We start from the raw sequence: 23,110 nt of genomic DNA, 5'->3' as shown, positions 1-23,110 counted from the left end.
CGATCAATATGTTACTTCACGTTATGGTTCATGGGATGCTGCCCAAGCATTCTGGTTAGCTAACGGTTGGTACTAAGAAGTACAAATAGAAAATAAAAAAATTGGCGGGAATCCTTAGGTTTCAGCCAATTTTTTTGCGTATTTTTTTTGTTGAAACTTTGTTACTTTCTGATTGGGCTCTTGGGTCGAAAACAATTGCTTTTCCAATTGCTGGATATTGTTTTCAGCTTCTCGAATGACCTTCACTAAATAATTTTTTTCTGCTTTTAGTTGTTTTACTAAATATTCCAAATAATCATTTTCTTTTTGAAATTCTTCTATTGTTTTATTCTTTTTTCTCATAAACTTGCTCTGTGGATCTCGTTTATTCTGCTCTGGCTTTTTTATTCCAATTTCTGAGGGCAAAATAGATGTATTCACGATTTTGTCATAAAGCTGCTTGTATTCTAAACGCTGACTATTCGTATTTAAAGAAATATGTGCTCTGGATGTGTTGTTTCCAGAAATTGCGGTCTTTTTTTGTTTGAGAATCATCTCAAGCTTCAAAGAAAGTTCAGTTTCCAACTCATTCTTTTTATATTTAGTGATCATTTGAGCAGAATTCAAACGTCCTTCTTTCATTGGAATCAGACCGATATGTAGATGTGGTTGCTCTTCATCAAAATGTACACTTGCATAAATAATATTTGCTATACCATAAAATTTTTGAAATGTCTGTACGACTTGTAAAAAGAATAATTTCATTTCTCTACTTGATAATTTTTGTAAAGAGTACTCCTCGAACAAGACACGCCATTCAACCAAGACTGTCCAATTAGAACAGACTGACTTAGATGCAGATAGATGTGTCAACCAACGTTTAATGGCTTTCTTATAGTTTATATTTTTTTTGTTCAAGACATCATAATTCAAAAGGGTCTTTTCAGAATGAACGATCAGTGACTCGCAAATTTCTCTTTGATTGTGTATTTGAACCTTTTCTAATTCATAAAAACGATAATTTTTTCTTTCTAAACTAATTGGCTTGATCTTCTTCCCTCCTCTAACTCAAATTACTTATATACTTATTTTATGAAATGTCGATCTTAAAAACAAACCTATATCTTCCTACCTCTAGGTAAAAATATAAGCCGCCTTGCCATAAAAAAGAGGACTTCTTCCCCAAAAGAAATCCTCTTTAATCATTAGCCAAAATGAGCAATCAATGTGTACTAGCATTACCCCAAAGTCTATGCTACCCATTATTTTGAATCATCAACTTACGATTATGGTTCCATCAATCGTTGTTGTGTTGATCAATTCTTGTTTGTTGTACATTTTATAATAGATTTTTACAGTATGCTCCCCTTTATTCGGTATGTTTTCAAAAGGAACAGTGGCGATTCCATTATTTGGCGGTACTAACCCTGAAACGTACAATTTTTTCTGATTAGTAGCTAAATAATATTCTACTTGGATGTTGTACGCATTCTCTCCACTATTACGAATATCGACATTTGCTTTCCCGTTCTTGTCTACTTCAATCTCATGTTTTAATGTAATCCGAATATTGTCTTTATCTACTTCAGTTTGCATCAATTTCAATAGATCGTCGTTGTTCAATTTAGAAATATTCTTGTCTAATTCTGGAAGTCCAGTAACGACCTTTGGGGGAGATTGATTAAAATAATAGTATCCACCAACTCCGAGTGCGAAAAACAACACTATTAGAGCTATGAGGATATATGTTCTTTTTTTATTCTTGTCTTGTGTTGCATTGTTACTATGTGCTATTTTAAACACTCCCTTCTCTGTCGTTGCTGAAAGTTGCTGCTTTTGCTTTGATTTTTGCAAATAGTGACATTTTTAAGTTGATGTTCATTTCGAGTAATCTTGCTGCTCTATCGACTCGTTGTTCACCTAAAAAATATGTGCGAAAACACCTGATCACGGTTTTCCAAAATAACTCTATGCTATATTTAACTACTTGGCGTCAACTCAATTTTTTAAAGCTGTAAAATTGAACGTCATTGTATAAGAAGGTTTGATGACTTCATCCGCTTTGAATCCTTCAGCGATCTTACCTTCGAATTTCAAATATTTACTTTGTCCCATACCGATAGTCGCTAAATGAGTCGGTGTATCTAAGAACTGTCCTGCAGCACTTTGTAAACGTACGCCTGCTTCATTGACTGGTGTAAAGAACAAGTCTTGTTTGACACCTGAATTTCCTGTTTCAGAAAAACTTGCTACTTCAACCATCACATCACGTACTTTTGAATTATTTGTGATCGTATATAGCGGAGATAAGATATCTGGAAGAATTTTTCCGTCTTCAGACATCGCATTCGCATAACGAACTGTTGTTGGAACAGTGATATCTACATATGTTTTATCTTCTGGATCTACTGGCGTCCATTCTCCGACCCATCCAGAAACAGCAACGCTTGCATTGTCTTCACCTTTAATCGTTTGTCCTGGTGCAGGATCTGGTTGACCAGGGATCCAACCTAGATCTTCTGCACTAGCATTCATCGTTCCGACAGCCAAGCCGCCTAGTAAAACAGACGATAAAAGAATCATACTTGTCAATTTTTTCATTTTTCTTTTTTCTCTCCTTATTGAAATAGTGAATTATTTCGTTCTGATAGCGATACCCACTTTGCCCCAACTGTCTTTTTCCCGATTCACAGTGACGAACATCACTACCGAAAAAATAGAAAGCAGCAATCCGATTGCTAGAATATGACCTTGTTTTTTTACGCCAGTTTGTGGAAGATTTGCAGAAGAACCTGAATCAGATGGTGGAATTGCTATAGTTGGTTTTTCTTTTGTTCCAGCGCCATTTCCTTGATTGTTTGAACTGACATCCCATGGTCCTATCGTTGCTTCGACACGAACATTTTGTGTATCTGTGGCTTGCGCATGACAGTTTGTTGTAATACCTAAATTGATTAGTATAATACCTGTCAAAATATACAAAAATTTTTTTATTTATTCTTCACCTCCATTACTTAATGACGCAACTTCCACAGCTATAATTATGCTAAAAAGCGAAAAATAATTAAAACCAAGTTTTACCGATAGGTTGGTAAATTGACGAAAAACTCACTTGAACATCCTGTTAAAAAATGTAAAAAGCGCTTCAACAAAACGTCAGTCATCCAGATCATACTTACTCTCTCTTGAGTGTTCATCTGTTCATACTCTGGCTCCTGCATTCAATTTAGTGTGATAATAATCAACTAATTTATTGATCACATCTTCATCAAGATAGTCTGAGATACCAATGGTAGGAATACCAAAATAGTCTTGCGAATAGATATCTGTTAAAATACAGTCGAACTTTTGCAAATAATCTTTTTGGATTCTCGTTGAAGGAGTCATTATCTCTATTTTGATATTGTGTCTAAAATAAAACTGGATTTCTTCTTTCAGCATCCTCATGTGATCATACGAACTATCCAATAAAAGGGCGACCTTTATGCTGACTTTGCTTGCTCTTACTTGGACCCATAACTCAGACCAGGAAGTAAGCAATTTAAAAACAGATTGATGGATCATTTCATCCAAATAAGAAAGAAACGGATTTCCTAACGAAAAATAAATATCAAAGAACTCATCTCTTAATGCATTGATCAAATCTGGACTATCTCTCAACGTATTTTCAAAAAAATCTGCCTTCTTATTATGTAGGACGTAAGTTGGCCTGACAGCACTTAACGTAGTCCAATAAATATCATGAACAAGCTTATCTTTATTCTCGCAAAGGAGATGGAACTGTTCTTCTAGTAAAGTGATGACAGCTTTGATTTCATTTTTGATTGCTACAGAGTCAATGTCGATTCCTTCATAATTGAATCGTGCTGTGGGATGGATTGGTTGATAAAATTCATAGAATAATTGTGGAAGATTCTCTTCTTTGATTTCTACATCAAATATATTATGTATATTGGTAATTATTTTCTTTTTGTTTGATAGATGTGAAAAACTAAACGGAGTAATATCTGAGGGCATCTTGTACCCTTGCTTCAAGCGGGTTAAGCAAACAAACAATTGGAATTTTATATTTCCTAAAAATAGATGATTGTCATTGTATACGATTGCCCAGATCATATTTTCTTTAATAAACAATTCAATGATATCTGAGATCAAATTGATTTCGTCTTTCTGGATCAACTTCTCAGGCAAACTATATTTTTCCGAAAAATAGACTGCAAAAAAGTCCCGAATGTTTCCCTCATTACCGATAATTTCCAGTTGCTTAGTTATTTGAAAATCAAAAAAGCGCAACTCATGGTTGATACGGTTAATGACACGTGCCACCTGTGTTTCTGAAACATACAAGATGTCACTTAGCTCTTCTTTAGAATGGACAATTCCAAAAAATACTGTTTCTAAAAGCGTGTATTCTAAGCTCTTTTCGAGTATCTTAGAATAAATAAATGACTTTGGGGTCATCAGATCTTTTTTTAAAATGACGCCTGATCGAAAAGAGGTTTCAATAGACAACGGAGCGATCATCTCATTCACTTGAGAAAGATCATTTCTGATCGTTTTCTCCGAGCTATCAGCTTTTTCTGCTAATTCAGAAGTCGTGATCCATTCTGTTTCCCAAAGTATCTCTAAAATATTTAATTGACGTTTCAAACGCCCGTCTAATATTTCTCTCATTTTTCTTCCACCTCTCGTCTTAACGAAAAAACTCTTCTAAATAATTTTTAGCACAACCGCTCGCCTAAAAATAACCGTAATATACCGAGCGCTTGGTAAAATAACATTAGCAACGTTACATTTTAGTTTTTTCTATGTCAAGACTTCTTACATTTCCTAGTCGACCATTTATAAATAACTCCAATTGAGATTGCATTTTTTCATCTGTTTTTTTTCAAATAATAAAAATAGGATACATAAAAAATCGTGTCCAAGAAAAAAACTCAAAAAAATAGAGATAGGCCTGATTGAACGTATCTCTTTATGTATCTTATTTATTCTTCTATTCCTCAAGACCTATGTCAAAAGTGTTGCTTTAAATCCTTCGCTCATTTTTTTTACTATTAAAAAAAAGATGCAATTTCTTTATGAACTCTTCTCCAAAATAGTTTGGTATACCAATCACGCTTACTTCTCCCAACTCATCGATATTTAATAAATTAGTTAAAATACAATCATAGCAATTCAAGCGGGAAAAAGTGATTGGATCATCTGGTAATAAAATATCTACTTTATACATATTTCTAAAGTGATATTCGATTTCTTCTTTTAACATGATCATATGTTCTTCCGGCGCATCTAGTAGCAATGCTGCTTTGATTTTCATGATCGTCTTACGAATCTCTACGCGAAACTCATGCCATTGGGTCACTAATGTATAAATAGACTGGTAAAGAATATTATTTTTATCCTCAGCCGATAGGGATAGGTCAGAATAAATGTCGGCAAAATATTTTTGTAAGTCATTGGCGATTGCTTGCTTGTCTCTCAATAATTCCAACACGAATTCTTCTTTCGTATTGTGTAAAATATAACTTGGACCAACTGTTAGAAAACTACTCCATAAAATTGCATGGATCAAAGCATCTTGGTTTCGGCATTCGATTTTCAGTTGCTGACAAATCATACCAATCAATTGTTCAAGTCTAGTCTTTAAGGTAAACTGGCTCGTTCCTAACTCAAGACAGGTTTCAGTGACTTTAAAAGGAGCATAATAATGTTCAAAAATGTTATGCAGAACTTTTTCTGTCAATGAGATTCCAAAGACAACTTGCCACCGTTTATTCAATTCTTTGTCTTCAGTAATCATCGTATAATCGAAGAAATGTTGCTTTTGCTCTAAAAAATAGTCTGATTTACAACGATAGATCGCCACAAGTATTTTCATACGCATTTTATTCAATAAAAAATGATATTGATTGTTCGCAGCAATGATCGCCGTATTTGCTTTATAGAATTTTCGGATCACCTGATCAATCAATTGAAATTCTTTTTCTTTGAAAAAATGGTCTGGGGAAAGATATTTCTCATAAAATAGACTTGAAAGTAATTTACGGATATTCCTTTCGTCCCCAACAATTGTTAAATCAGTGGTGATTTTTATGCCATATTTTTCAAGCCCTTTGTTTAGTTTCACTTGCAATCGATTCAATTGTGTTTCAGAAATATACAGTCGATCACATACTTCTCCTTTCGTTATATGAGGATTAAAAAGAATCATTTCAAGTAGCTGACATTCAACACTCTTTTGTAAAAAGAGCGCATACAGATGTGTCTTAGAAATACACATTTCTTTATTTAAAAAGACGCCATGTTTAAAGGATGTCTCTATAGTTAATGGTTCAATGATCTCATTTAGCTGTTTGATATCTGTGCGGATCGTTTTCTCAACCCCGCCGATTTCCTTGACTATTTCAGAAACTGTCACCCACTCTTTGTTCCACAACAACTCTAATAAAGCGAGTTGTCTCAAACTCTGCTTATTTAATACTTCCTCCATTTTCCCCTCCTGATAGAACTATTTGTCATTTTATTACTCCCCCATAATTCAATTTTAATTTACTAAACGAAAGATGTCTATAACTAGATTAAAATATAAACATAGTAATATTAAAAATCATTTTATAATTACACCAATGTGTACAATTATGTTTGAATAACAGTACTAAATTTATTAATAACAAATATAACTATTTCAAATTAGTTTCTATTCTAAAAAACTAAACAAAACCGTTTCAGCTACCGACCTTTCTGTCTCGACCTCTTCTCACTTCACGAACTAATACGCTTCGGCACCATTCACTTCAACTTTCTGTCTTATTGTCCAGTATTCTATAAAACTTTTTTAGAAAAAAACTTTACATCCACTAGTGTACTACGTATACTAGTACACGAGGGTACGGTATCAAATGGAAGGAGCAACGCCATGATTACGATTGATAAAAACAGCAGCAAACCCTATTACGAACAGTTGATGCTTAGCATTAAAGAAGCGATTCTCCAAGGTATTTTACAGCCCGGTGACAAGATCCCCTCAGTACGTGAAATGGCAAAACAACAGTTGATGAATCCTAACACAGTCAGTAAAGCGTACAAAGTTTTGGAAGCCGAGCAAGTTTTAATCACAATCAAAGGCAAAGGAACCTTTGTCAAAGATTTTGCAAAATTGCCGCGCGATGAACTTCGCATTTCACAGTTAAAAGACCAGATGAACGATCTGGTCATCGAAGCAACACATCTAAAAGTCACAGAACAAGAGCTCATTACTTGGATTGAACAAACTCAAGCAGCCTTAGGAGGTCCTGAACATGAAAGTCATGAAACTTTCCAAAATGATTGAAGGTAAACAAATTCTCAACGACGTTCATTTTGAACTTAAAGCAAACGAAATCGTCGGCTTGATTGGTCGTAATGGGTCTGGCAAAACCACTTTGTTTCGTACACTGACCGGTCAATATTTACCCGATAAAGGAGAGATCGAACTTGATGGTATCTCGCTGTTGACCGCAACACAGTCAAAATCAGAATTGTTTTACATTGATGAAGCAGAAAATTTTTTAGCACCCTACACGTTGAAAACGATCAATCAGTTTTACCGTACTGCCTATCCGAATTTTAACCAAGATTTATTTCTTACATTGACAGGCTCGCATCAGCTGCCCTTGCATGTGAATTATCATGGCTTGTCAAAAGGTATGCAGGGTTTGTTTAACATGATTTTAGCTATCAGCTCGAACGCGCGCTTTTTATTGCTTGATGAACCTTTTGATGGCTTGGACGTGATTGTACGCAAAGATGTCATCGGCTTATTATTAGAACATATCAGTGACAATCAGCGCACCGCATTGATTGCATCACACAATTTAAATGAACTTGAAAATTTAGCTGATCGCGTCTTGTTGTTGAAAAATCAAACCATCATTAAAGATTATCGTCTGGAAGAAATGCGAGAATCCGCAAAAAAAATCCAAATGGTTTTCAAAACAAAAAAAATCCCATCACTTGTCAAAGAACACTCAAGATTATTGACCATTCAAGGACGTGTCATAACTGCGATTTTTGAAGATTTTAATCAAGATTTGGCTAATAAGATCCAAACACTTCAACCAGTTTTATTTGAAGAGCTGCCCTTAAGTTTAGAAGATTTGTTCGAAGCCAACTTAAAAGAAAAAATGCCCCGCTAGAAAGGAAGAATCACATGGTAAAAAATATCTATCTCACGCGTTACAGTAAAATCTTGTTGCCATTGATTGGTTTGATATTGCTCATGTTTGCCTTCAATGCTTGGAGTAATGTTAAAAATTGGCATGATAACGAGCGCTATCTAACTACCGACAAAGAATTAAAAGCAGATTTTAACGCCTATCCGGAGCACTACACTTATTTGGATGAGAAAAAACAAGAACATATTCCCTACGCTTCATTTGAAAAATATATCGAACACCAACTGTATGTCTACCATAAAAATGATTTTTCAGACAAAATATCGCAAAAAACCGACCCAAATCAAACTTATTTCAACCAATCAAGCAACGTAGCTACAGTGTTCGTACTTTTTTTAGCCTCTTTTGTTGGTTTTTGCTTATTTTTTGTCGATCTAAAAACCCATTTCACACGCTTTTTATTTAGCTTACCTGTCAGTCGGAAAGAATTATTCGCCAAAAAACTGCTCTACCTTGCCTTACCATTTTTAGCAACGATTTTCGTTGGTCAACTACTCTATCTGGCTATTCTTCGTTTAGGAATCCCACAACCGTACTTAAATGCGAGTCTAGGAGATATGTTCGCCTCTGTTGTGAATAGTTTTTCGTTGATCATAGTGTTCTTTTGCCTAAGTGTCTTTGTTGGAGTAATGGTAGGTAATTTGGTGTTTGGTCCATTGACTTGGTTTGTCTTTTTGATTTTTTTATGTCAAATCCCAAGTGCCGTAGGTGGTCTATTGAGTATGATCCGCATGCTACACGCACACTTTTTACGTGATTTCGACTTCAACACTTTATTTATTTTTGAAATCGGCAAAACGACTGGACATTGGTATATGAGCCTGTTGTTTTTACTTATCAGTATTTCTTTCATCTACTGGGCATACCGCAAGTTTCAGGTCATCAGTTTGGAACATGAAAGCGAGTATCTTTTAACACCTGAATCACGTTGGCAAATTTGGTTTTTCATGACCGTACTCACAAGTTTTGTCTTAGTGTTTGCCATAAAAAATCCTTGGTCTTATTATCTGAGCGGCTTGCAGTATAACTTTGAAGTGTCATTCATGGCTACGATGATGACAACACTTACTATAATTGTCATTTGTGGTGGGATTTGTTTTGTGGTTGTTTTCTTTTCTTGCATCAAGCACTTTTTCCGCTCACTTAAAGCTCGAAGATTGGCGCGTTAGTATCCAAAATAACCCTTAAAGGAGGATGACGTGATGCAACAACAGCTTTCTTTACTCGACTCAATTTTGGACTTATTTGTTATCAGTCCACTCAGCATCTTGGGCTTGCTCGTTTTGCTCGTTTCCTTGCACTTCTCGTTGGTAAACGTTAGTTGGAAGCAAAAACTGCGCGTCAGCCTGGCATCATGTTGTCTGTATTTTTTTTGGGTGATTGCCTTAACAAATATCTTTGGTACCCCAAGTTTAGCGGAATTTTCCCGCTTGCATGAGTTAGATGAGAAAATTTTCAATCCTAACATCGAATGGGGCTTTCTCGCCGATGGCTTTTCCCGCAGCTTTATTTTGAACATCCTTATTTTTATGCCTATGGGATTTTTAGCCCCTTGGATTAGCCCAGTTTTTCAAAAGCTGAAAAATACTTGTTTGTTGGTCTTTTGTGCTTCGCTTGCGATTGAACTCAGCCAACTGTTTACCTTGTATCGAGCAACTGATATCAATGATTTGCTCGCAAATACCTTTGGTGGCGTCTGTGGCTTTGCTTGTTATTGGTTATTGGCCAAGATTTTTACTACCAACAAGGAAAGTTCGCCTGCTAAACCACGCTATCTGCCAATCATGATTCTTATATTGGGCGGTCTGGTGACTTTCTTTTAAGATTCCAGAATTTCTAAGAAAAAGAATGAGCCAAACTTCATCATTCGCAATTCAGCGGACAGAAGTTTGACTCTTTTTTTGCAATCATTTTTTGATAAAGAGCACCATTTTGACTTAAAAATTCGCTGTCAAAATCAACTCGTTATGCAAGGACAGTACATTGCATAGACTCAACAAAAAGAAATCATAAGCATGTTCAAATCCTTAAAAACTCGAACAAATTCGTTTGAACTTGTTTCTCTAACTTTTCTTGAGAAACTTCCCTAATTTTACTGATCTGATGGAAATGGTCTTCAAGTAGCATTAAGTATTCCTTTGTAGGAGCAGGAGTCCCTAATGCCCATTCGATTGCCCCTAATCCGTCTGTTTCGACTAATAGACGATTGAAAGGGACTCCTTTTGCTAGTCGTTGCACTGCCTGATTTATTTTTAAATCGACACCGATCGTAAAATAGCAACCTGCTTCGATATATTCCTTTTGTAATTCCAGAGAAGAGTACCAATGAACAAGATAGCGATTCGGATATTCTTTGATGAACGTCAATATCTCTCTTTCACATCCTTTGGTATGCAAAACTACTGGTTTATCCGTTAATGCGGCATACGCTAGTTGTTTTCGGAATAATTTGACTTGGTGCGTTAAAGGAATATTGGTCCAAACACGATCAAGCCCTATTTCACCAATGATGGCTGCTTGTTGAAGATAAGGGTAGATTTCTTCAAAAGTATAGTCTTCTGTTTTCCAGGGATGGAGACCAAAACTTAGATATTGATGACGACCAACAGCTAATTGCTGATTCTTGTGCCATTCCTCGGGAGAATCACAATTGATGATCGTCAAGACATCATTTTCTTGTTGGAGTGTTGCAAGTTCTTGGTTTCCTTCCAGATGGCAATGGGCATCACTAAGCAATCGAATCACCTCCCAATAATTGGTAGATTTCTTGTTTTAAAGCAGCTTGGCCGATCAGCCATGCACGTGTTTTTTCCACCGATGGAATCTTGATAGTGGTCAGAACTTTCGCCGGTCGTGGCGACAAGACAAAAATCTGATCTGAAAGATAGATTGCTTCCTCGATATCATGGGTGACTAAAATAGTCGTCCGTTTCATTTCTTCTGGAAGAGAAAGTAACCAATCTTGCATCTGTGAGCGTGTCATCGCATCCAACGAGCCAAATGGTTCATCTAATAAAAGGTAGGGTGCCGGATTTAGCATTGTTCGCAATAGCGCTGTTCGTTGCTGCATCCCACCTGAAAGTTGCGGTGGCAAAAAATGCTGATAGTCTTTTAACCCAAAAAGTGCTAAATCATCTAATACTTTTTTTTTATCAATTGTCTTATGGTTGATTTTTTGATATAACGTCACATTTTGGTAGACACTTAGCCATGGCAATAGCATATTTTCTTGTGGCATATAACTAAATAGTGTATTCAACTTACTTGTTTCTTGACCATCTATCAGAATTTTGCCAGAGGAAGGTTCCAGAATTCCTGTCAACACTTTCAATAAAGTTGATTTTCCGGCACCACTTGGAGCAATGATCGACGTAAATGTATTTTTGGGGATGGACAGATCAATCTCTTTTAAAATTTCAAGTTGATTGATGGTTACGCTGAGGTGTTCAACTTCTATCGACATGCTTCCTTCTCCTATTCGATAAACTGATTCGTAAATAATTCTTTCGCAGATACTTTCTCTTTGATCAGACCATTTTCCTTCATAAAGTCAGTATAGTTATCCCATACTTTCGCATCCATCATTCCCCACTTAGCAGGATCATCCGTATAATTTTTCGATAAGAATTCTTGTGAAGCATCTAAAAAGGATTGTTCGTAGTCACTTGCGTAATTGTGTAAGATTTTTGCGCCTTCTTTAGGATTTTCCATCGCTTCTTGATAACCTTTTTTAGTAGCATCCATAAACGCTTGGACTGTATCAGGGTCCTCTTTGATCATCTGATCATTCGTGATGATCAGCGGAGTATAATAGTCTAACCGTTTATCCAATTCTCTTAAAGGCATATAATTCAAGTCGATCCCCAACTCTTTTGCTTTGATCATATCCCATCCTTCAAAGTACCATTGGATATCTGCTTCCTTCCCCAAGCTTTGAGGACCTTCACCATTGCTGCCAATGATCGTCAATTTAGAAAAATCTGCTCCTTCTTTGTTCATCGTGGCTTTCAGTACAGCTTCTTCGCTTGGACTTTGCCACCCTGCATACGTTTTTCCTTCAAAGTCTTTTGGTGAGTTGATTCCACTATTTTTTAGCGAAACAAATCCTGATGTGTTATGTTTGATAATCGTGCCGATCGCCTTAACGGGAATGTTTTGACCATCCACATGTGCATACGTCACATCCTCCTGATAACTGACACCAAACTGAGCTTTGTTTGCACCGACCAGACCGATGCTCGTTGAATCATCCCCTGGTTCGATGATCTTCACATCTAAGCCTGCATCTTTATAATACCCTTTTTCCTTTGCCAAATAGATACCGGTGTGATTTGTGTTCGGCACATAATCAAGTACTACTGTAACTTTCTTTAATCCTTTTTCTTCCGGTGCTGCTTTTGATCCTGTACTACAAGCTGTTAAAGCAAATAATAAAGGAATGAGTAACCAAATTTTTTTCATTTTTTTCTCCTTTTATGAATGATATAAGAGCGTGGGACAAAAGTAAGAAACACTTTTGTCTCATTCTTTAAAAACGGATAAACGGTGGGAGCAGAAGCAACTCCTTCGGAAATAAGCCGAAATTCACAAAAATTTGAAAAGCAATTTTCGTTCATTTCTTCTTATTTCTCGGAGTTAAACACTTCTGTCCCAGCCTCTTTATGAACGATATAAGATATAGTAATATCCTTTTTTTAACAGTACAGTGAGCATATTTAACAATAGACTTAGGATGATCACACAAAAAATCGCTGCAAACACCTTATCGATTTGATAACTATTTTTTACACGAATCATATAATACCCTAGACCCGCTTGCGCACTTAGCCACTCTCCAACGATCGCGCCACTTACACAATAGGTCGCAGCTACTTTCAATCCCGAAAAGAAATCATTTGATCCTTGCGGAATCTTGATGATCCGATACAGCTGCCATTCATTCGCTCCCATTGTTTTAAAAAAGCTGATCTGTTCACTTGAAACTTTACTTAACCCATCGGCAAAAGCAACCACAATAGGAAAGTAGCTCATCAAAATAACTAAAATCACTTTAGGAAACAGCCCAAACCCGAACCATAACGCCAAAAGCGGTCCAAGGACCATGATCGGTAATGTTTGTGAGACGACTAAAAGTGGATACAACGAATTTTTAAAAATTTGCCAGTGGTCCATAGCAATAGCTGTCACAAAAGAAAGTAAGGCCGCAATGACCAAACCGATGACGGCTTCTTCTAACGTTACGAGAGAATGATAAACGAGCGTAGCCCCATCTGCGAACAGTGCTGAGAGGACATTTAGCGGGCTTGGTAAAATAAATGCAGGCGTGTGAAAAATCGTTACTAGTAGTTGCCAAAGGGCTAGTAAGAAAATAATGCTTACGACTGGATAAATTTTTTTCTTCATTTCTCCCCTCCTTTTCACATGTTTCAAGGGCACATCAAAAACGCCTGAAATCGGGCGCAACATAGAAAGCCCAACTTCAAGCGTTTACTACGTTTCTCCCTTCACCAGTGTTAACTGACAGGTTCGATGGGTCTAAGTTCACAACTTACTCTCATGTCGTCGACGACATCCCCAGAAACAATCTTTATTTTCGTTTAGTGTAACACAACTTATTTTTAGTAACAAGGTACTTTACTTCAGCAAATAGGAAAGATCACTAGCTAAAGTTGGATATCCCAGAATCCATTGATCTAGCTCTGCTTTTTTTACTTTTTGATTGATCAATAGAGTTAGATCATTGATCAAATCATCTGCTTGTTCGCTGATAACAGCAGCACCAACTAAAAAATCATTCGCATCATAGGTAAGTTGAGCCTTCGCTAGAGGTTCGTTTACTCGACGGTAGGTGAACCAATCTATCATTGATACATCGGTCACTTGGTCTTTTTCAGTTGCCTGTTTTTTTGTTCGTCCGACCTGTGCCACCTTCGGACTACTGTAAACGATCGTTGGGATTACCGGATAGTGGATAGGTGCTGTTTTCCCCGTTAAATAATCAGCAACATATGTCCCTTCAAACGTCGCAACAGGAGTTAGTTTGGGTTCATTTTTTGCGATAATATCCCCACATGCAAAGATATTCGGATTACTTGTCTGTAAATACTCATTGACGACAATTCCTTGCTTCACTGTGTGTACACCTGCCTGCTCAAGTTGCAGATGTTCAATATTCGGTCTTCTACCAGTCGCAACGAAAATTGCATCTGCCTGTAACTCTTTGTCTTTTGAAACAAGACGATACGTAGATGCTTCTTGAATGACACGCTGTGACTCAAAGTCAAAAATGAAAGTGATCCCTGCCTTTTGCATTTGCTCAACTAAACTGTTGACCAACTCTTCTTCAAATCCTTTTAAAGGTTGCTGATTATGATGAACGATCGTTACTTTGCTTCCAGCAGCATGAGCAATCATTGCTAATTCAAATGCAATATAACCTGCACCGATAAAAATAATCTCTTTTGGCAATTTTTCCAACGCTAAAAAGTCCGTACTAGTTTGCAGAAATTCTTTTCCTTCAATAGGTAAAATAGCTGGTCGCTGCCCAGTCGCAAGGACATAATGCTCAGCAGTGATGGTTTCTTCTCCCACTTTGATCGTTTGTGGATCGATAAACTGGGCAGTACCAGATAAATGATCGATTTTTGCAGCCGCTAGTTCTTCTTGGCGATTTTTAGAAACAGGATCTGTGAATGTTCGTTTGAATGCTTGCAATTCTGCCCAATCAACAGGAGGTACATCCGAGAAACCTTTACCAATGAGTTGTTCGATTCTTTTTCTTGCTTCAACACCATTTAATAGAATTTTCTTCGGGTCACATCCTCTATTTGGGCAAGTTCCGCCCCAAAGGTTTTCTTCCACGACAAGCACCTGTTTTTCTGCCGCTTTCAACCCATACGCAGCACTTAACCCAGCAACTCCTGAACCGATGACGACCGCATCATACTTTTTCATTGTCTTCTTCCTTTCTACTTAGAAAAGCAAACATATCTCCTCTCGTGATTTCACCAGAAATACGTTCATTTTCCTGAATATTTACAGATTCATGGTTAACCAGCAATGTAAAAACTTCATTCAATGGTGTATTGAATTGAACCACAGGACGATCTTTTTCGCTGATTCCTTTTGTGTAATTCTTGGCCAAGAGGATCTCTTTTACAGTTTGTTCTTTTTGAGAAAGAGAATCATCAAAAAAGCTGCGCACAAACTCGTTCTTCGGATTGGTCAATAGTTGTTCCGGTGTCTCGCATTGGATCAACTCTCCATCCTTCATTACCGCTATCCTTGTTCCTAGTTTGATTGCTTCATCCATATTATGCGTAACGAAGACGATCGTCGTTCCTAGATCCTGATGCAAAGACAATACCAGATCCTGTAAAGAGGCCCGTGACAAAGGATCTAGCGCACTAAATGGTTCATCCATCAAAAGCACCTCTGGATTTGCTGCTAATGCTCGAATGATCCCGATTCTCTGTTGTTCTCCCCCTGATAATTCCTGAGGCATCCTGTTTCTATAGCTAGTGGGGTCAAGTCCAACTTTTTCTAACAAACGATCTGCCGTCTGTTCCCTTTTCGTTTTTTCCCAACCTAGCATTTCTGGAATGACTTCAATGTTTTGTTTGACCGTCATATTCGGGAACAGTGCAATTTGCTGCAGTACGTACCCCATATTCCATCTCATTTTTTGCAGATCATAGTCTTTCAATGCTTTCCCTTTGAAAGAGACTTCACCTGAAGTAGGCTGAGAAAGACCATTGATCATCTTCAATGAAGTCGTTTTTCCACTACCAGAAGGGCCCACTAGCACAAAGATTTCTCCTTCTTCGATGGCTAGATCTAATTCTTTAATTGCGTATTTGTCCCCATATTTTTTTTGGACTTTATTAAATTCAATCATCTTGGTCATTTGCTTTCCTCCTTCAGTAGTCCCTCTTCTATCAAGAATGCATGAGCGACTTCTGCAGGTTGTTTTTTCTCCACATTTACTTGGTAGTTCATGTCGATCATCTGTTCTTCAGTGATTTTGTTTGAAAGTTTCTCTAGTGCTTTAACGATCCTCGGATGTGTATCGGCAAATTCAGTTGTCATCAAAGGTGCCCCTTGATAAGCTGGAAACAGTCCTAGATCATCTTCTAAGGTGACTAACCCATATTGCTTCAATTCACTATCAGTCGAATAGCCATCCACGATGTTCACATCACCATTATTGATTGCTTGGTATCTTAGACTAGGTTCCATACTCTGTACACTTGGAAAATCCAATCCGTATGTTTCTTGAATGCCTTTATAACCATCTGATCGATCAATAAATTCTAGAGTAAATCCTGCTTTGATCTGATTTTCTATTTTCTTCAAGTCAGAAATCGTTTTTAGTCCATTTTCCTGTGCAAAGCTGGCTTTAACCGCTAGTGCATACGTATTCTGGTAAGCCATCGGTTGCAACAAACGCATCTTGAATTGTTCATTCAATAAAGTATTTGCTTGCTCATAGGTTTCTTCTTCATTTAATTTTTTATTTTTTAAACTTTCAGGAACCTTTACTAAACTTTCCAAAACAGTTCCTGTGAATTCAGGATAAATATCGATTTGTTGATTCTCCAAAGCACTGAACAAGAAGCTTGTTTTACCAAAATTAGGTTTCAGTTCAACTTTAGTATCTGTTTCTTCCTCAATCAGTTCCTTATACATCTCGATCAATATATCTGGCTCCGCTCCAAGTTTACCAGCAATAGTGATCTTTTCTTCCTTGAATATCTCACTTTGAGCCAATGAAGCACCACCGATTCCTAACAGGATAACGATCAATGTAATCACTGTGTATCTAGGCTTTAAATGTTGCAGCAGTCGGATCAAACTACTAAAGACAATGGCTAGTAACGCTGAACTGATTGCACCAATCAACGTCAAGACAGGTATATTACGGTCGATCCCTAATAAAATGAATGTTCCTAAACCACCAGCCCCAATCAAAGCTGCTAATGTAGCCGTACCAATGATCAACACTAAAGCTGTTCGAATACCTGAAATAATGACAGGAAGCGCAATAGGAAGTTCTACTTTGATCAGCCGCCTCATTCTAGACATACCGAATGCGCGAGCTGCCTCTTCAATTGACGGATCGATCTCACTCAGACCAATATACGTACTTTGAAAAATCGGTAATAGCGCATAGATGACCAAAGCGATCAATGCTGGCAAAGTACCGATCCCGACAAATGGAATCAACAACCCCAATAACGCCAGTGAAGGTATAGTTTGAAGAACACTTGTCGTTTGTAGTAGTACTTCAGCCATTTTTTTATGGTTGACTGACCAAATTGCAATTGGTATCGCGATCAAGATCGCAATCAACAACGCAATCAGTGATATGGATAAATGTTGAAAGGTAGCTGTCAGTAACTCACCTTTTCGCTCATTGAGCGTTTGTATAAAATTATTCATAAGACCTTCCTTTCTAGCTATAATTCAAGTATAAACAACGAACAACAATTCCCCAACTAAATTGACCTCGTACAAAAACAGTACGGATAAATACTTTCTGCTTTCCTCAAACATTCTCATTTATGGGAAGAGAATCTGGTACAAAAAGTATACATTGATCCGTACCTCTTCAAAATTTCTTCCGACTTCCTCATATTCTTTCTTTGAAGATAGTTGTTTGGAGAAAGGCAAAAAAAATACACACCTTATGTTCTAAGACATAAAGTGCGCGATTATCGAATATAAATTAAAACAGCCAGTAAATATTGGACCTCGTGGGGGAGATTTTTTTTACTGGCTTGTTCAACGATTATTATACTGGAAAACCAACTATTTTTACTAAAAATGTAACAATCAGTTGTTTTGAGATCATAAACGTTGTACTTTTCCCCTTATTTCCTAAATAAAATAAAAATATTTTGTTAAATGATCAACTGTTGATCCTTCTCTTTTATTCCATATAAAGGTAATTTTTCTTTATCTTTTTGATAAAAGATTTCTTTCTCACGATTTTTCATCAAAAAAACCAATAGTTCTTTCATCGGAAGTTGTTTTTGCCCTTGTGTAAATAAAAAATTGCATTGGCCAGTTTCAGTTATTTCGACACCGGTCAAAGGATAGGATCGACTGTCGGCTGTTAATTCGATGCTTTCGTAAGGTTTTTTTGTAGGTGGATTTGACAAAACTGTCAACAAATCTGCAGCACGCATCTTTTTTCCCCTTTTCTGACTATTTTTTTATTTTTCCTATTGAAGAATAAGTATCTATCAGTATAATAAAGAAGTTGCTGAAAATTTTCAAAAGGAAAGAGGTTAGACATGAAAAAAAACAATTTATTGATTGATCTAGTTGGTATTACTCTGGGGGCTGCACTTTACAGCTTAGCCGTGACTGGGATCAATATCCCATCAAAGTTAGCAGATGGCGGCGTTACCGGTATCGCACTTTTATTAAATAATTTATTTGGCTTTGCTCCATCTATCACTTCCTTGTTGATCAATTTACCTTTATTACTTTTCTCATTGTTCATTTTTGGAAAGCAAGCATTTTTACGGACAATTGTTGGTACTTTTGCTTTGGTTTTCTTTTTGCGTACATGGGAAAGTCTTCATATACATTTTGCGGTGCAGAATCTTTTGGTGAATAGTCTGATGACTGGGCTCCTTTCTGGGATTGGTTGTGGGCTTGTTTTTCGCTTTGGTGGAAGTACTGGCGGAACAGACATCCTCTACCAAGCGTTTGAAAAATATTTTCAGATAAAAATCGGAAAAAGTTTATTTTTGATCACTTTTAGTATCTTAGTCGTTTCCTTGCTCTATTTGGACCTACGGCATTTCTTCTATACATTGATCAGCTGCTCGATCCTCTCATACACTTTGAACAAAGTGAAGTATCTGGAGATCCCACTTTCATTCAAATCTTTCAAGAGAACATCCTCTGAACCATTTGAAGGATTGGATTCTGCCGAACAATTTGACTGATTTTCAAAAAAAAAAAAAAAAAACGAGCAATACAAAAAACGTATTGTTCGTTTTTTTTCAATTTCTCAAACCTAAACGACTTTTGTCTCGGCCTCTTTTATTTTTTGAAATAACTGTTTTCACCTAACGAATTCCCTTGGTCTTCGATCAATCCTTGTAAAGATCGTTCCAAAATACCGTGGCTACGCTCTTTTTTACTTTGTTCTGACGTGCTCTTTTCTGCCTTATGGAAAGGTTTGACAGAAGGTTCATCTACTTTTTTTTCTTGATAAGGTACTTGTTCATTATCAAATAATAAATAAGAATCTTCCGTTTTTTTCATTGATTGGATCAATTCGCTATCCGGAATCGTCTGCTCTTTCGGTTCGGAAATAATCGACGCTGGCACATATTTTGGCACAAAATAAGAACGTTCTCTTCTCGTTCTATGCGTCTCCGTTGTCCTTTGCGTACGTCCTTCATTCGAAGATCTAGTCGTTGAAAATGACCGGTTTTGGGTCTTCGGTAACGTTTTTCCCACTTCTTTGTGTCCTGTGTAATCAGGCAGATGTTCTTTGTATTTTTCTAAATCTTCTTTGACGACAGTTGTTTTCTTGGAATGACCTACTTTGCGCCGTTTGCGTTGTTCTTTTTCACTATCCTCTGCAAAATGGAATTCTTGCATTGGTTCAAACATTGGTTGCTTTGTTATTTCTGTCAATAACTCATCATGTCCATCAAACAAGACACGTTTTTCTTTTTTCGGTAGCTTTACACCTGTTACATCATCGTAGGCGGGAAAACGAAAATGCTTTCGTCTAATTTCTTTCATTTAAACCATCCTTCTCATCAATGGAGCTTTTCTAAATAATAGCATAAATTTGGTGTTTTCAATAGTAACCTCGTCTAAAATCCACTACTTTCTCATTCAGCGAGTGGTTTCTCTTAATATCAACTCAGGGAAAAAGCGACGATATCCTTGACTCTCACCTTTTTCAGCGATTTTTTTCAGCAACATTTCACCACATACTTCTCCCATTCGAACAATGTCTTGCTTCACTGTAGTCAATTTCGGTGAACTGATTTGATCAAGAAATACACCATCAAAGCCAATCACGCCGAAATCATCTGGTATTCGCCCTTTTTCTTTGGTGATCCCTCTGACGATACCTAGGGCTAGTCGATCAGAACTACAGATGAAACAAGTTTTTTCTTGAAAATCCTGCCAATTTTCTGTCAAATAATTTTCAGCCATCGTTGAATGATTCGGAAACCGTAAAATCTTAGATGGAAGATCTTGATCCTTCATTATGGAAAGATAGCCCTTCTCTCTAGATAACTCAAAAGGCTCATCTTCATCGATACCAATATAAACGATCGTCTGATAACCGTTATCTAACGCATATTGTGTAGCTTTTGCCGTTCCATAATGGTTGTCACTATCTACATAGTCGTACCCAAAACGATTTTCGCCAAACAATACCACAGGCTTTTCCAAACGATCGATCCAATCAAAATCTTTCTCTCTAACACCAGTAATGATATAGCCGTCACAGGAACCCACATCGAAGGCATCGTTTGTCACTAATTGTAAAGAGTAATGGGCTTTTCCGATACATTTTGCGATTCCCATCAGCAAATTCATATAGTAAGGTTCGGTGGTATCGATCTCTTCCAAGATGAATAATTTGATTATTTGGGAACGATTTGAAACAAGTGCTTTAGCAGCTATATTCGGGCGATAATCTAGTTCTGCCATTGCAGAAAAAACCAACTCTTTCAATTCGTCTGTTACTTGTTCAGGATGATTGATCACTCTGGAAACAGTCATTTTGGAAACATTGGCCTTTTTGGCAACATCGGCTAAAGTCGGCATAAAAAACTCCTCTCCATGGTAAAAACGTTTTATTCATTAAGAATAGTATAGCAAATTTCCACCCGTAATTATGCAAAAAATCAAAAATACAGCAACTTAGATCAAACAAATAAACCGAAATCCATATCTAGACCAAGAAATGGCATTTCGATTTATTTGTGCTATTCTTTTATAGATAAAACTGTTGCATCCTCATTCTATTTTATCCATCATCTTAGCTAGAAAATCAGCAGCTTCTTCCATCAAAGGTACCTTCACCATATGTCGTTCGGTTATAGAAGAACGAAAAACGATTTTCTCACCAAAAGCTGTATCTCGGTTTTCATCAACGAATTCTTTCGTATGTGCAAATGGGATCTTTTCATCTTTTTCACCATGCCAAAAATACAATGGGCGTCCACCTAATTTTTCTGGATGTAAGGACAAGTCGTATTTTTCGACCCAAGAAATCAAATCAAAGTAATCTGCGGGCAATTTATAATGGTATTCATTTGCTCTTTTTTGGATTTCTTTTCCATATTGAATCGGTGCTGGTGACCCCATCAAACAGATACCGCCAACTAAACGTGGATGTCGAGTCAACAAGGCACAAGTGGTCATCCCGCCCATCGATACACCACCTACCGCTACCTTTTCGTGGAGTACTCCTCTTTTATCTAAATGTTCGATCAATGTACTAAATTCGAATAAATTCCCATAAATACTACTCCAAAAAGTATAGGATGGGACAGAAGACACTGGCTGTTTTCGTTCACCGTGGTTCATCGCATCCGGTAATAAAACACGAATGCCCTTCTTGGCAAATTTTCTTCCTTGTGTCAATACAAGTTCTTTACTGGTTTGCCAACCATGATAATAGATGACTATCGGAATCTTTTCATCTCTTAACTCTTCCAATACGACCTCTAGAAGTGGAATATTTTTTACTGTTCGTTTCAATATGAGTGGACTCAAGTGATTACTCCCCTATCTTCATAAGTGTCACATACCGAAATAATAGCCAGATACTAACTACAATTTGGAATAAACTGATTATACCAAATAAAATTAAAAATAAATTAAAAGATTTAGAAAATAAAAGAAGTGCACAAATTCCTGTCACACCTAATCCTAAAGAAAGAAGAGGATAAATCGAGAAATTCAAGAAACTTGCAATACTTCCGAAAATATTTCCGATAAATATGGTTGCAAACAAAAAAATGCTTAAAATCAATCCATCAGTCAACGATATTTGGAATAGTAGATCGTTTGTTTCGATCGGTTGTTGTATGGAATATACACCGAGATATACACAAGCGACAATACTAGCTATATGAGTTATACTGATTATTCGATTGATTGTTTTCATTTCTATCACCATCTTCCTGTACCTGTATTATATTTTTCTATAATTCTATTATAATCATTTTATCATTTTTTGTGCATTTTAAAACTCATTTTTTAATTTTTTCTATAATTTTTAGGATAATATGGACTTTAGAACGAACTGAAGGGAGATTATTATGGTCGATACACGTATGTTACTGATGATTTTTTTTATTAATTTTGCTTATATCACACTTAATACGCTACGCTTTATGTTAACAATGAAGGGGTACCGTCTGATTGCCCCGTTAGTCAGCATGGTCGAGATCACGATTTATATTCTCGGGTTATCTCTTGTGTTAGACCGTCTAGACAATCCTTTGAATCTGTTTGTCTATGCCCTAGGCTATGCTGTTGGGATCAGCGTTGGCATCTTGATCGAAGACAAGTTAGCACTAGGTTATATCATGGTCACTACGATCTTGCCAACTAGCAGTACAGTAGAACAACATCTGCCACTCATCTTGCGACAACACGGGTATGGCGTTACTCAAAGTTCTGCTATGGGTCTTGAAGGAGAACGTGTTGTACTAGAAATTCTTTCTCCTAGAAAAAATGAAAGAGAACTTTATCATTTGATAAAAGAAATCGAAGCACGAGCATTTATCATCTCTTATGAACCAAAATACATTTCTGGTGGATTCTGGACGAAAAAAGTACGTAAACGTCAATCACATTGAGCGTTTCTTTCAACGATCAAAAGAAATAAAATGAAATTAGTCTGTTCCTATTAG

At 36.8% G+C, this 23,110-nt stretch carries 24 protein-coding genes, 1 pseudogene and 1 riboswitch; of the genes and pseudogenes, 7 read left to right on the top strand and 18 right to left on the bottom strand.

All coding sequences use genetic code 11. The annotated features are described in order from the left end of the window. Window positions 1-76: pseudogene (locus tag FGQ66_RS10660) on the top strand (aggregation-promoting factor); the annotation flags it as partial. A gap of 38 nt (window positions 77-114) precedes the next feature. Here FGQ66_RS10660 and FGQ66_RS10655 read toward each other — a convergent pair. The 6 genes from FGQ66_RS10655 to FGQ66_RS10630 form a co-directional block, all read right to left on the bottom strand. Further along, window positions 115-1,020, bottom strand: a complete 906-nt coding sequence (locus FGQ66_RS10655; protein ID WP_081133415.1) for a plasmid recombination protein — start codon at window positions 1,018-1,020, stop codon at window positions 115-117. A gap of 234 nt (window positions 1,021-1,254) precedes the next feature. Continuing rightward, on the bottom strand, window positions 1,255-1,704 hold the full coding sequence (locus FGQ66_RS10650) for a hypothetical protein (protein ID WP_249361095.1): 450 nt from the start codon (window positions 1,702-1,704) through the stop codon (window positions 1,255-1,257). A 273-nt stretch (window positions 1,705-1,977) separates the two neighbouring features. After that, window positions 1,978-2,580 (bottom strand): hypothetical protein, encoded by a 603-nt coding sequence (locus FGQ66_RS10645; protein WP_005877390.1) that lies wholly within the window; start codon window positions 2,578-2,580, stop codon window positions 1,978-1,980. 33 nt (window positions 2,581-2,613) lie between these two features. Further along, window positions 2,614-2,952 carry an LPXTG cell wall anchor domain-containing protein gene (locus FGQ66_RS10640; RefSeq protein WP_016176792.1) on the bottom strand — a complete coding sequence of 113 codons (339 nt, stop codon included), beginning with the start codon at window positions 2,950-2,952 and terminating at the stop codon, window positions 2,614-2,616. 228 nt (window positions 2,953-3,180) lie between these two features. Then, the gene (locus FGQ66_RS10635; RefSeq protein WP_138302385.1) at window positions 3,181-4,653 is read right to left on the bottom strand and encodes an AcpB/EbpR/MafR family transcriptional regulator; all 1,473 of its coding nucleotides are present in this window, start codon (window positions 4,651-4,653) and stop codon (window positions 3,181-3,183) included. Window positions 4,654-5,008: 355 nt separating this feature from the next. Further along, window positions 5,009-6,472, bottom strand: coding sequence for an AcpB/EbpR/MafR family transcriptional regulator (locus tag FGQ66_RS10630; protein ID WP_138302384.1), 1,464 nt, complete (start codon window positions 6,470-6,472; stop codon window positions 5,009-5,011). 426 nt (window positions 6,473-6,898) lie between these two features. Here FGQ66_RS10630 and FGQ66_RS10625 point away from each other — a divergent pair, with 426 nt between their 5' ends. The 4 genes from FGQ66_RS10625 to FGQ66_RS10610 are packed head-to-tail and all read left to right on the top strand — an operon-like array spanning window position 6,899 to window position 10,018. After that, complete coding sequence (locus FGQ66_RS10625; protein ID WP_115235527.1) at window positions 6,899-7,312, top strand: GntR family transcriptional regulator; 414 nt, start codon at window positions 6,899-6,901, stop codon at window positions 7,310-7,312. Next, complete coding sequence (locus FGQ66_RS10620) at window positions 7,281-8,156, top strand: ATP-binding cassette domain-containing protein (protein ID WP_171024600.1); 876 nt, start codon at window positions 7,281-7,283, stop codon at window positions 8,154-8,156. Before FGQ66_RS10625 ends, FGQ66_RS10620 begins: the two co-directional genes overlap by 32 nt. Window positions 8,157-8,170: 14 nt before the next feature. Beyond that, the gene (locus FGQ66_RS10615; protein ID WP_138302383.1) at window positions 8,171-9,364 is read left to right on the top strand and encodes an ABC transporter permease; all 1,194 of its coding nucleotides are present in this window, start codon (window positions 8,171-8,173) and stop codon (window positions 9,362-9,364) included. A 33-nt stretch (window positions 9,365-9,397) separates the two neighbouring features. Then, entirely contained in the window at window positions 9,398-10,018 is a 621-nt protein-coding gene (locus FGQ66_RS10610) for a VanZ family protein (RefSeq protein WP_138302382.1), read from the top strand. A 196-nt stretch (window positions 10,019-10,214) separates the two neighbouring features. On the opposite strand, the gene FGQ66_RS10605 is transcribed toward FGQ66_RS10610, so the two are convergent. The 8 genes from FGQ66_RS10605 to FGQ66_RS10570 all read right to left on the bottom strand — a co-directional run bounded on the left by FGQ66_RS10605 (window position 10,215) and on the right by FGQ66_RS10570 (window position 18,385). After that, window positions 10,215-10,931 (bottom strand): TatD family hydrolase, encoded by a 717-nt coding sequence (locus tag FGQ66_RS10605; RefSeq protein ID WP_081133409.1) that lies wholly within the window; start codon window positions 10,929-10,931, stop codon window positions 10,215-10,217. Continuing rightward, window positions 10,924-11,658, bottom strand: a complete 735-nt coding sequence (locus FGQ66_RS10600) for an ABC transporter ATP-binding protein (protein ID WP_138302381.1) — start codon at window positions 11,656-11,658, stop codon at window positions 10,924-10,926. Before FGQ66_RS10600 ends, FGQ66_RS10605 begins: the two co-directional genes overlap by 8 nt. A gap of 11 nt (window positions 11,659-11,669) precedes the next feature. Next, window positions 11,670-12,656, bottom strand: coding sequence for an ABC transporter substrate-binding protein (locus FGQ66_RS10595; RefSeq protein WP_138302380.1), 987 nt, complete (start codon window positions 12,654-12,656; stop codon window positions 11,670-11,672). Between the two features lie 198 nt (window positions 12,657-12,854). Beyond that, complete coding sequence (locus FGQ66_RS10590) at window positions 12,855-13,598, bottom strand: ABC transporter permease (RefSeq protein ID WP_138302379.1); 744 nt, start codon at window positions 13,596-13,598, stop codon at window positions 12,855-12,857. Window positions 13,599-13,677: 79 nt separating this feature from the next. Beyond that, window positions 13,678-13,782, bottom strand: a riboswitch (TPP riboswitch). A 47-nt stretch (window positions 13,783-13,829) separates the two neighbouring features. Next, a complete protein-coding gene (locus tag FGQ66_RS10585) occupies window positions 13,830-15,149 on the bottom strand; it encodes a dihydrolipoyl dehydrogenase family protein (RefSeq protein WP_138302378.1) in 1,320 nt (439 codons plus the stop codon). Then, on the bottom strand, window positions 15,136-16,101 hold the full coding sequence (locus FGQ66_RS10580) for an ABC transporter ATP-binding protein (RefSeq protein ID WP_138302377.1): 966 nt from the start codon (window positions 16,099-16,101) through the stop codon (window positions 15,136-15,138). Before FGQ66_RS10580 ends, FGQ66_RS10585 begins: the two co-directional genes overlap by 14 nt. After that, window positions 16,098-17,636, bottom strand: coding sequence for an ABC transporter permease/substrate-binding protein (locus tag FGQ66_RS10575; protein WP_138302376.1), 1,539 nt, complete (start codon window positions 17,634-17,636; stop codon window positions 16,098-16,100). The genes FGQ66_RS10580 and FGQ66_RS10575 overlap by 4 nt, the downstream gene beginning before the upstream one ends. A 461-nt stretch (window positions 17,637-18,097) precedes the next feature. Further along, a complete protein-coding gene (locus tag FGQ66_RS10570) occupies window positions 18,098-18,385 on the bottom strand; it encodes a hypothetical protein (protein WP_005879432.1) in 288 nt (95 codons plus the stop codon). A gap of 108 nt (window positions 18,386-18,493) precedes the next feature. Here FGQ66_RS10570 and FGQ66_RS10565 point away from each other — a divergent pair, with 108 nt between their 5' ends. Then, window positions 18,494-19,156, top strand: coding sequence for a YitT family protein (locus FGQ66_RS10565; protein ID WP_005879433.1), 663 nt, complete (start codon window positions 18,494-18,496; stop codon window positions 19,154-19,156). Window positions 19,157-19,253: 97 nt separating this feature from the next. Here FGQ66_RS10565 and FGQ66_RS10560 read toward each other — a convergent pair whose 3' ends face one another. The 4 genes from FGQ66_RS10560 to FGQ66_RS10545 form a co-directional block, all read right to left on the bottom strand. After that, the gene (locus tag FGQ66_RS10560) at window positions 19,254-19,967 is read right to left on the bottom strand and encodes a hypothetical protein (protein WP_138302375.1); all 714 of its coding nucleotides are present in this window, start codon (window positions 19,965-19,967) and stop codon (window positions 19,254-19,256) included. 96 nt (window positions 19,968-20,063) lie between these two features. Next, window positions 20,064-21,011, bottom strand: a complete 948-nt coding sequence (locus FGQ66_RS10555; protein ID WP_005878189.1) for a LacI family DNA-binding transcriptional regulator — start codon at window positions 21,009-21,011, stop codon at window positions 20,064-20,066. Window positions 21,012-21,203: 192 nt separating this feature from the next. After that, on the bottom strand, window positions 21,204-21,965 hold the full coding sequence (locus tag FGQ66_RS10550; protein WP_138302374.1) for an alpha/beta fold hydrolase: 762 nt from the start codon (window positions 21,963-21,965) through the stop codon (window positions 21,204-21,206). A 4-nt stretch (window positions 21,966-21,969) separates the two neighbouring features. Continuing rightward, the gene (locus FGQ66_RS10545) at window positions 21,970-22,359 is read right to left on the bottom strand and encodes a hypothetical protein (protein ID WP_025481341.1); all 390 of its coding nucleotides are present in this window, start codon (window positions 22,357-22,359) and stop codon (window positions 21,970-21,972) included. Window positions 22,360-22,513: 154 nt separating this feature from the next. Between FGQ66_RS10545 and FGQ66_RS10540 the strand changes: the two genes are divergently transcribed. Beyond that, window positions 22,514-23,056, top strand: coding sequence for a DUF2179 domain-containing protein (locus FGQ66_RS10540; protein ID WP_005878182.1), 543 nt, complete (start codon window positions 22,514-22,516; stop codon window positions 23,054-23,056). Window positions 23,057-23,110: the final 54 nt, after the last annotated feature.

The organism is Enterococcus sp. BSD2780061688st2 D3, from assembly GCF_005844145.1.
Taxonomy (GTDB): Bacteria; Bacillota; Bacilli; order Lactobacillales; family Enterococcaceae; genus Enterococcus_B; species Enterococcus_B durans.
This window is presented reverse-complemented; position numbering and strand designations above follow the sequence as displayed.

Coding starts and splice junctions, on each gene's coding strand:
- FGQ66_RS10645 (WP_005877390.1), bottom strand. CDS start 2,580: ATGAAAAAATTGACAAGTATGATTCTTTTATCGTCTGTTTTACTAGGC.
- FGQ66_RS10635 (WP_138302385.1), bottom strand. CDS start 4,653: ATGAGAGAAATATTAGACGGGCGTTTGAAACGTCAATTAAATATTTTA.
- FGQ66_RS10630 (WP_138302384.1), bottom strand. CDS start 6,472: ATGGAGGAAGTATTAAATAAGCAGAGTTTGAGACAACTCGCTTTATTA.
- FGQ66_RS10625 (WP_115235527.1), top strand. CDS start 6,899: ATGATTACGATTGATAAAAACAGCAGCAAACCCTATTACGAACAGTTG.
- FGQ66_RS10620 (WP_171024600.1), top strand. CDS start 7,281: ATGAAAGTCATGAAACTTTCCAAAATGATTGAAGGTAAACAAATTCTC.
- FGQ66_RS10615 (WP_138302383.1), top strand. CDS start 8,171: ATGGTAAAAAATATCTATCTCACGCGTTACAGTAAAATCTTGTTGCCA.
- FGQ66_RS10610 (WP_138302382.1), top strand. CDS start 9,398: ATGCAACAACAGCTTTCTTTACTCGACTCAATTTTGGACTTATTTGTT.
- FGQ66_RS10600 (WP_138302381.1), bottom strand. CDS start 11,658: ATGTCGATAGAAGTTGAACACCTCAGCGTAACCATCAATCAACTTGAA.
- FGQ66_RS10595 (WP_138302380.1), bottom strand. CDS start 12,656: ATGAAAAAAATTTGGTTACTCATTCCTTTATTATTTGCTTTAACAGCT.
- FGQ66_RS10590 (WP_138302379.1), bottom strand. CDS start 13,598: ATGAAGAAAAAAATTTATCCAGTCGTAAGCATTATTTTCTTACTAGCC.
- FGQ66_RS10585 (WP_138302378.1), bottom strand. CDS start 15,149: ATGAAAAAGTATGATGCGGTCGTCATCGGTTCAGGAGTTGCTGGGTTA.
- FGQ66_RS10580 (WP_138302377.1), bottom strand. CDS start 16,101: ATGACCAAGATGATTGAATTTAATAAAGTCCAAAAAAAATATGGGGAC.
- FGQ66_RS10575 (WP_138302376.1), bottom strand. CDS start 17,636: ATGAATAATTTTATACAAACGCTCAATGAGCGAAAAGGTGAGTTACTG.
- FGQ66_RS10570 (WP_005879432.1), bottom strand. CDS start 18,385: ATGCGTGCTGCAGATTTGTTGACAGTTTTGTCAAATCCACCTACAAAA.
- FGQ66_RS10565 (WP_005879433.1), top strand. CDS start 18,494: ATGAAAAAAAACAATTTATTGATTGATCTAGTTGGTATTACTCTGGGG.
- FGQ66_RS10560 (WP_138302375.1), bottom strand. CDS start 19,967: ATGAAAGAAATTAGACGAAAGCATTTTCGTTTTCCCGCCTACGATGAT.
- FGQ66_RS10555 (WP_005878189.1), bottom strand. CDS start 21,011: ATGCCGACTTTAGCCGATGTTGCCAAAAAGGCCAATGTTTCCAAAATG.
- FGQ66_RS10545 (WP_025481341.1), bottom strand. CDS start 22,359: ATGAAAACAATCAATCGAATAATCAGTATAACTCATATAGCTAGTATT.
- FGQ66_RS10540 (WP_005878182.1), top strand. CDS start 22,514: ATGGTCGATACACGTATGTTACTGATGATTTTTTTTATTAATTTTGCT.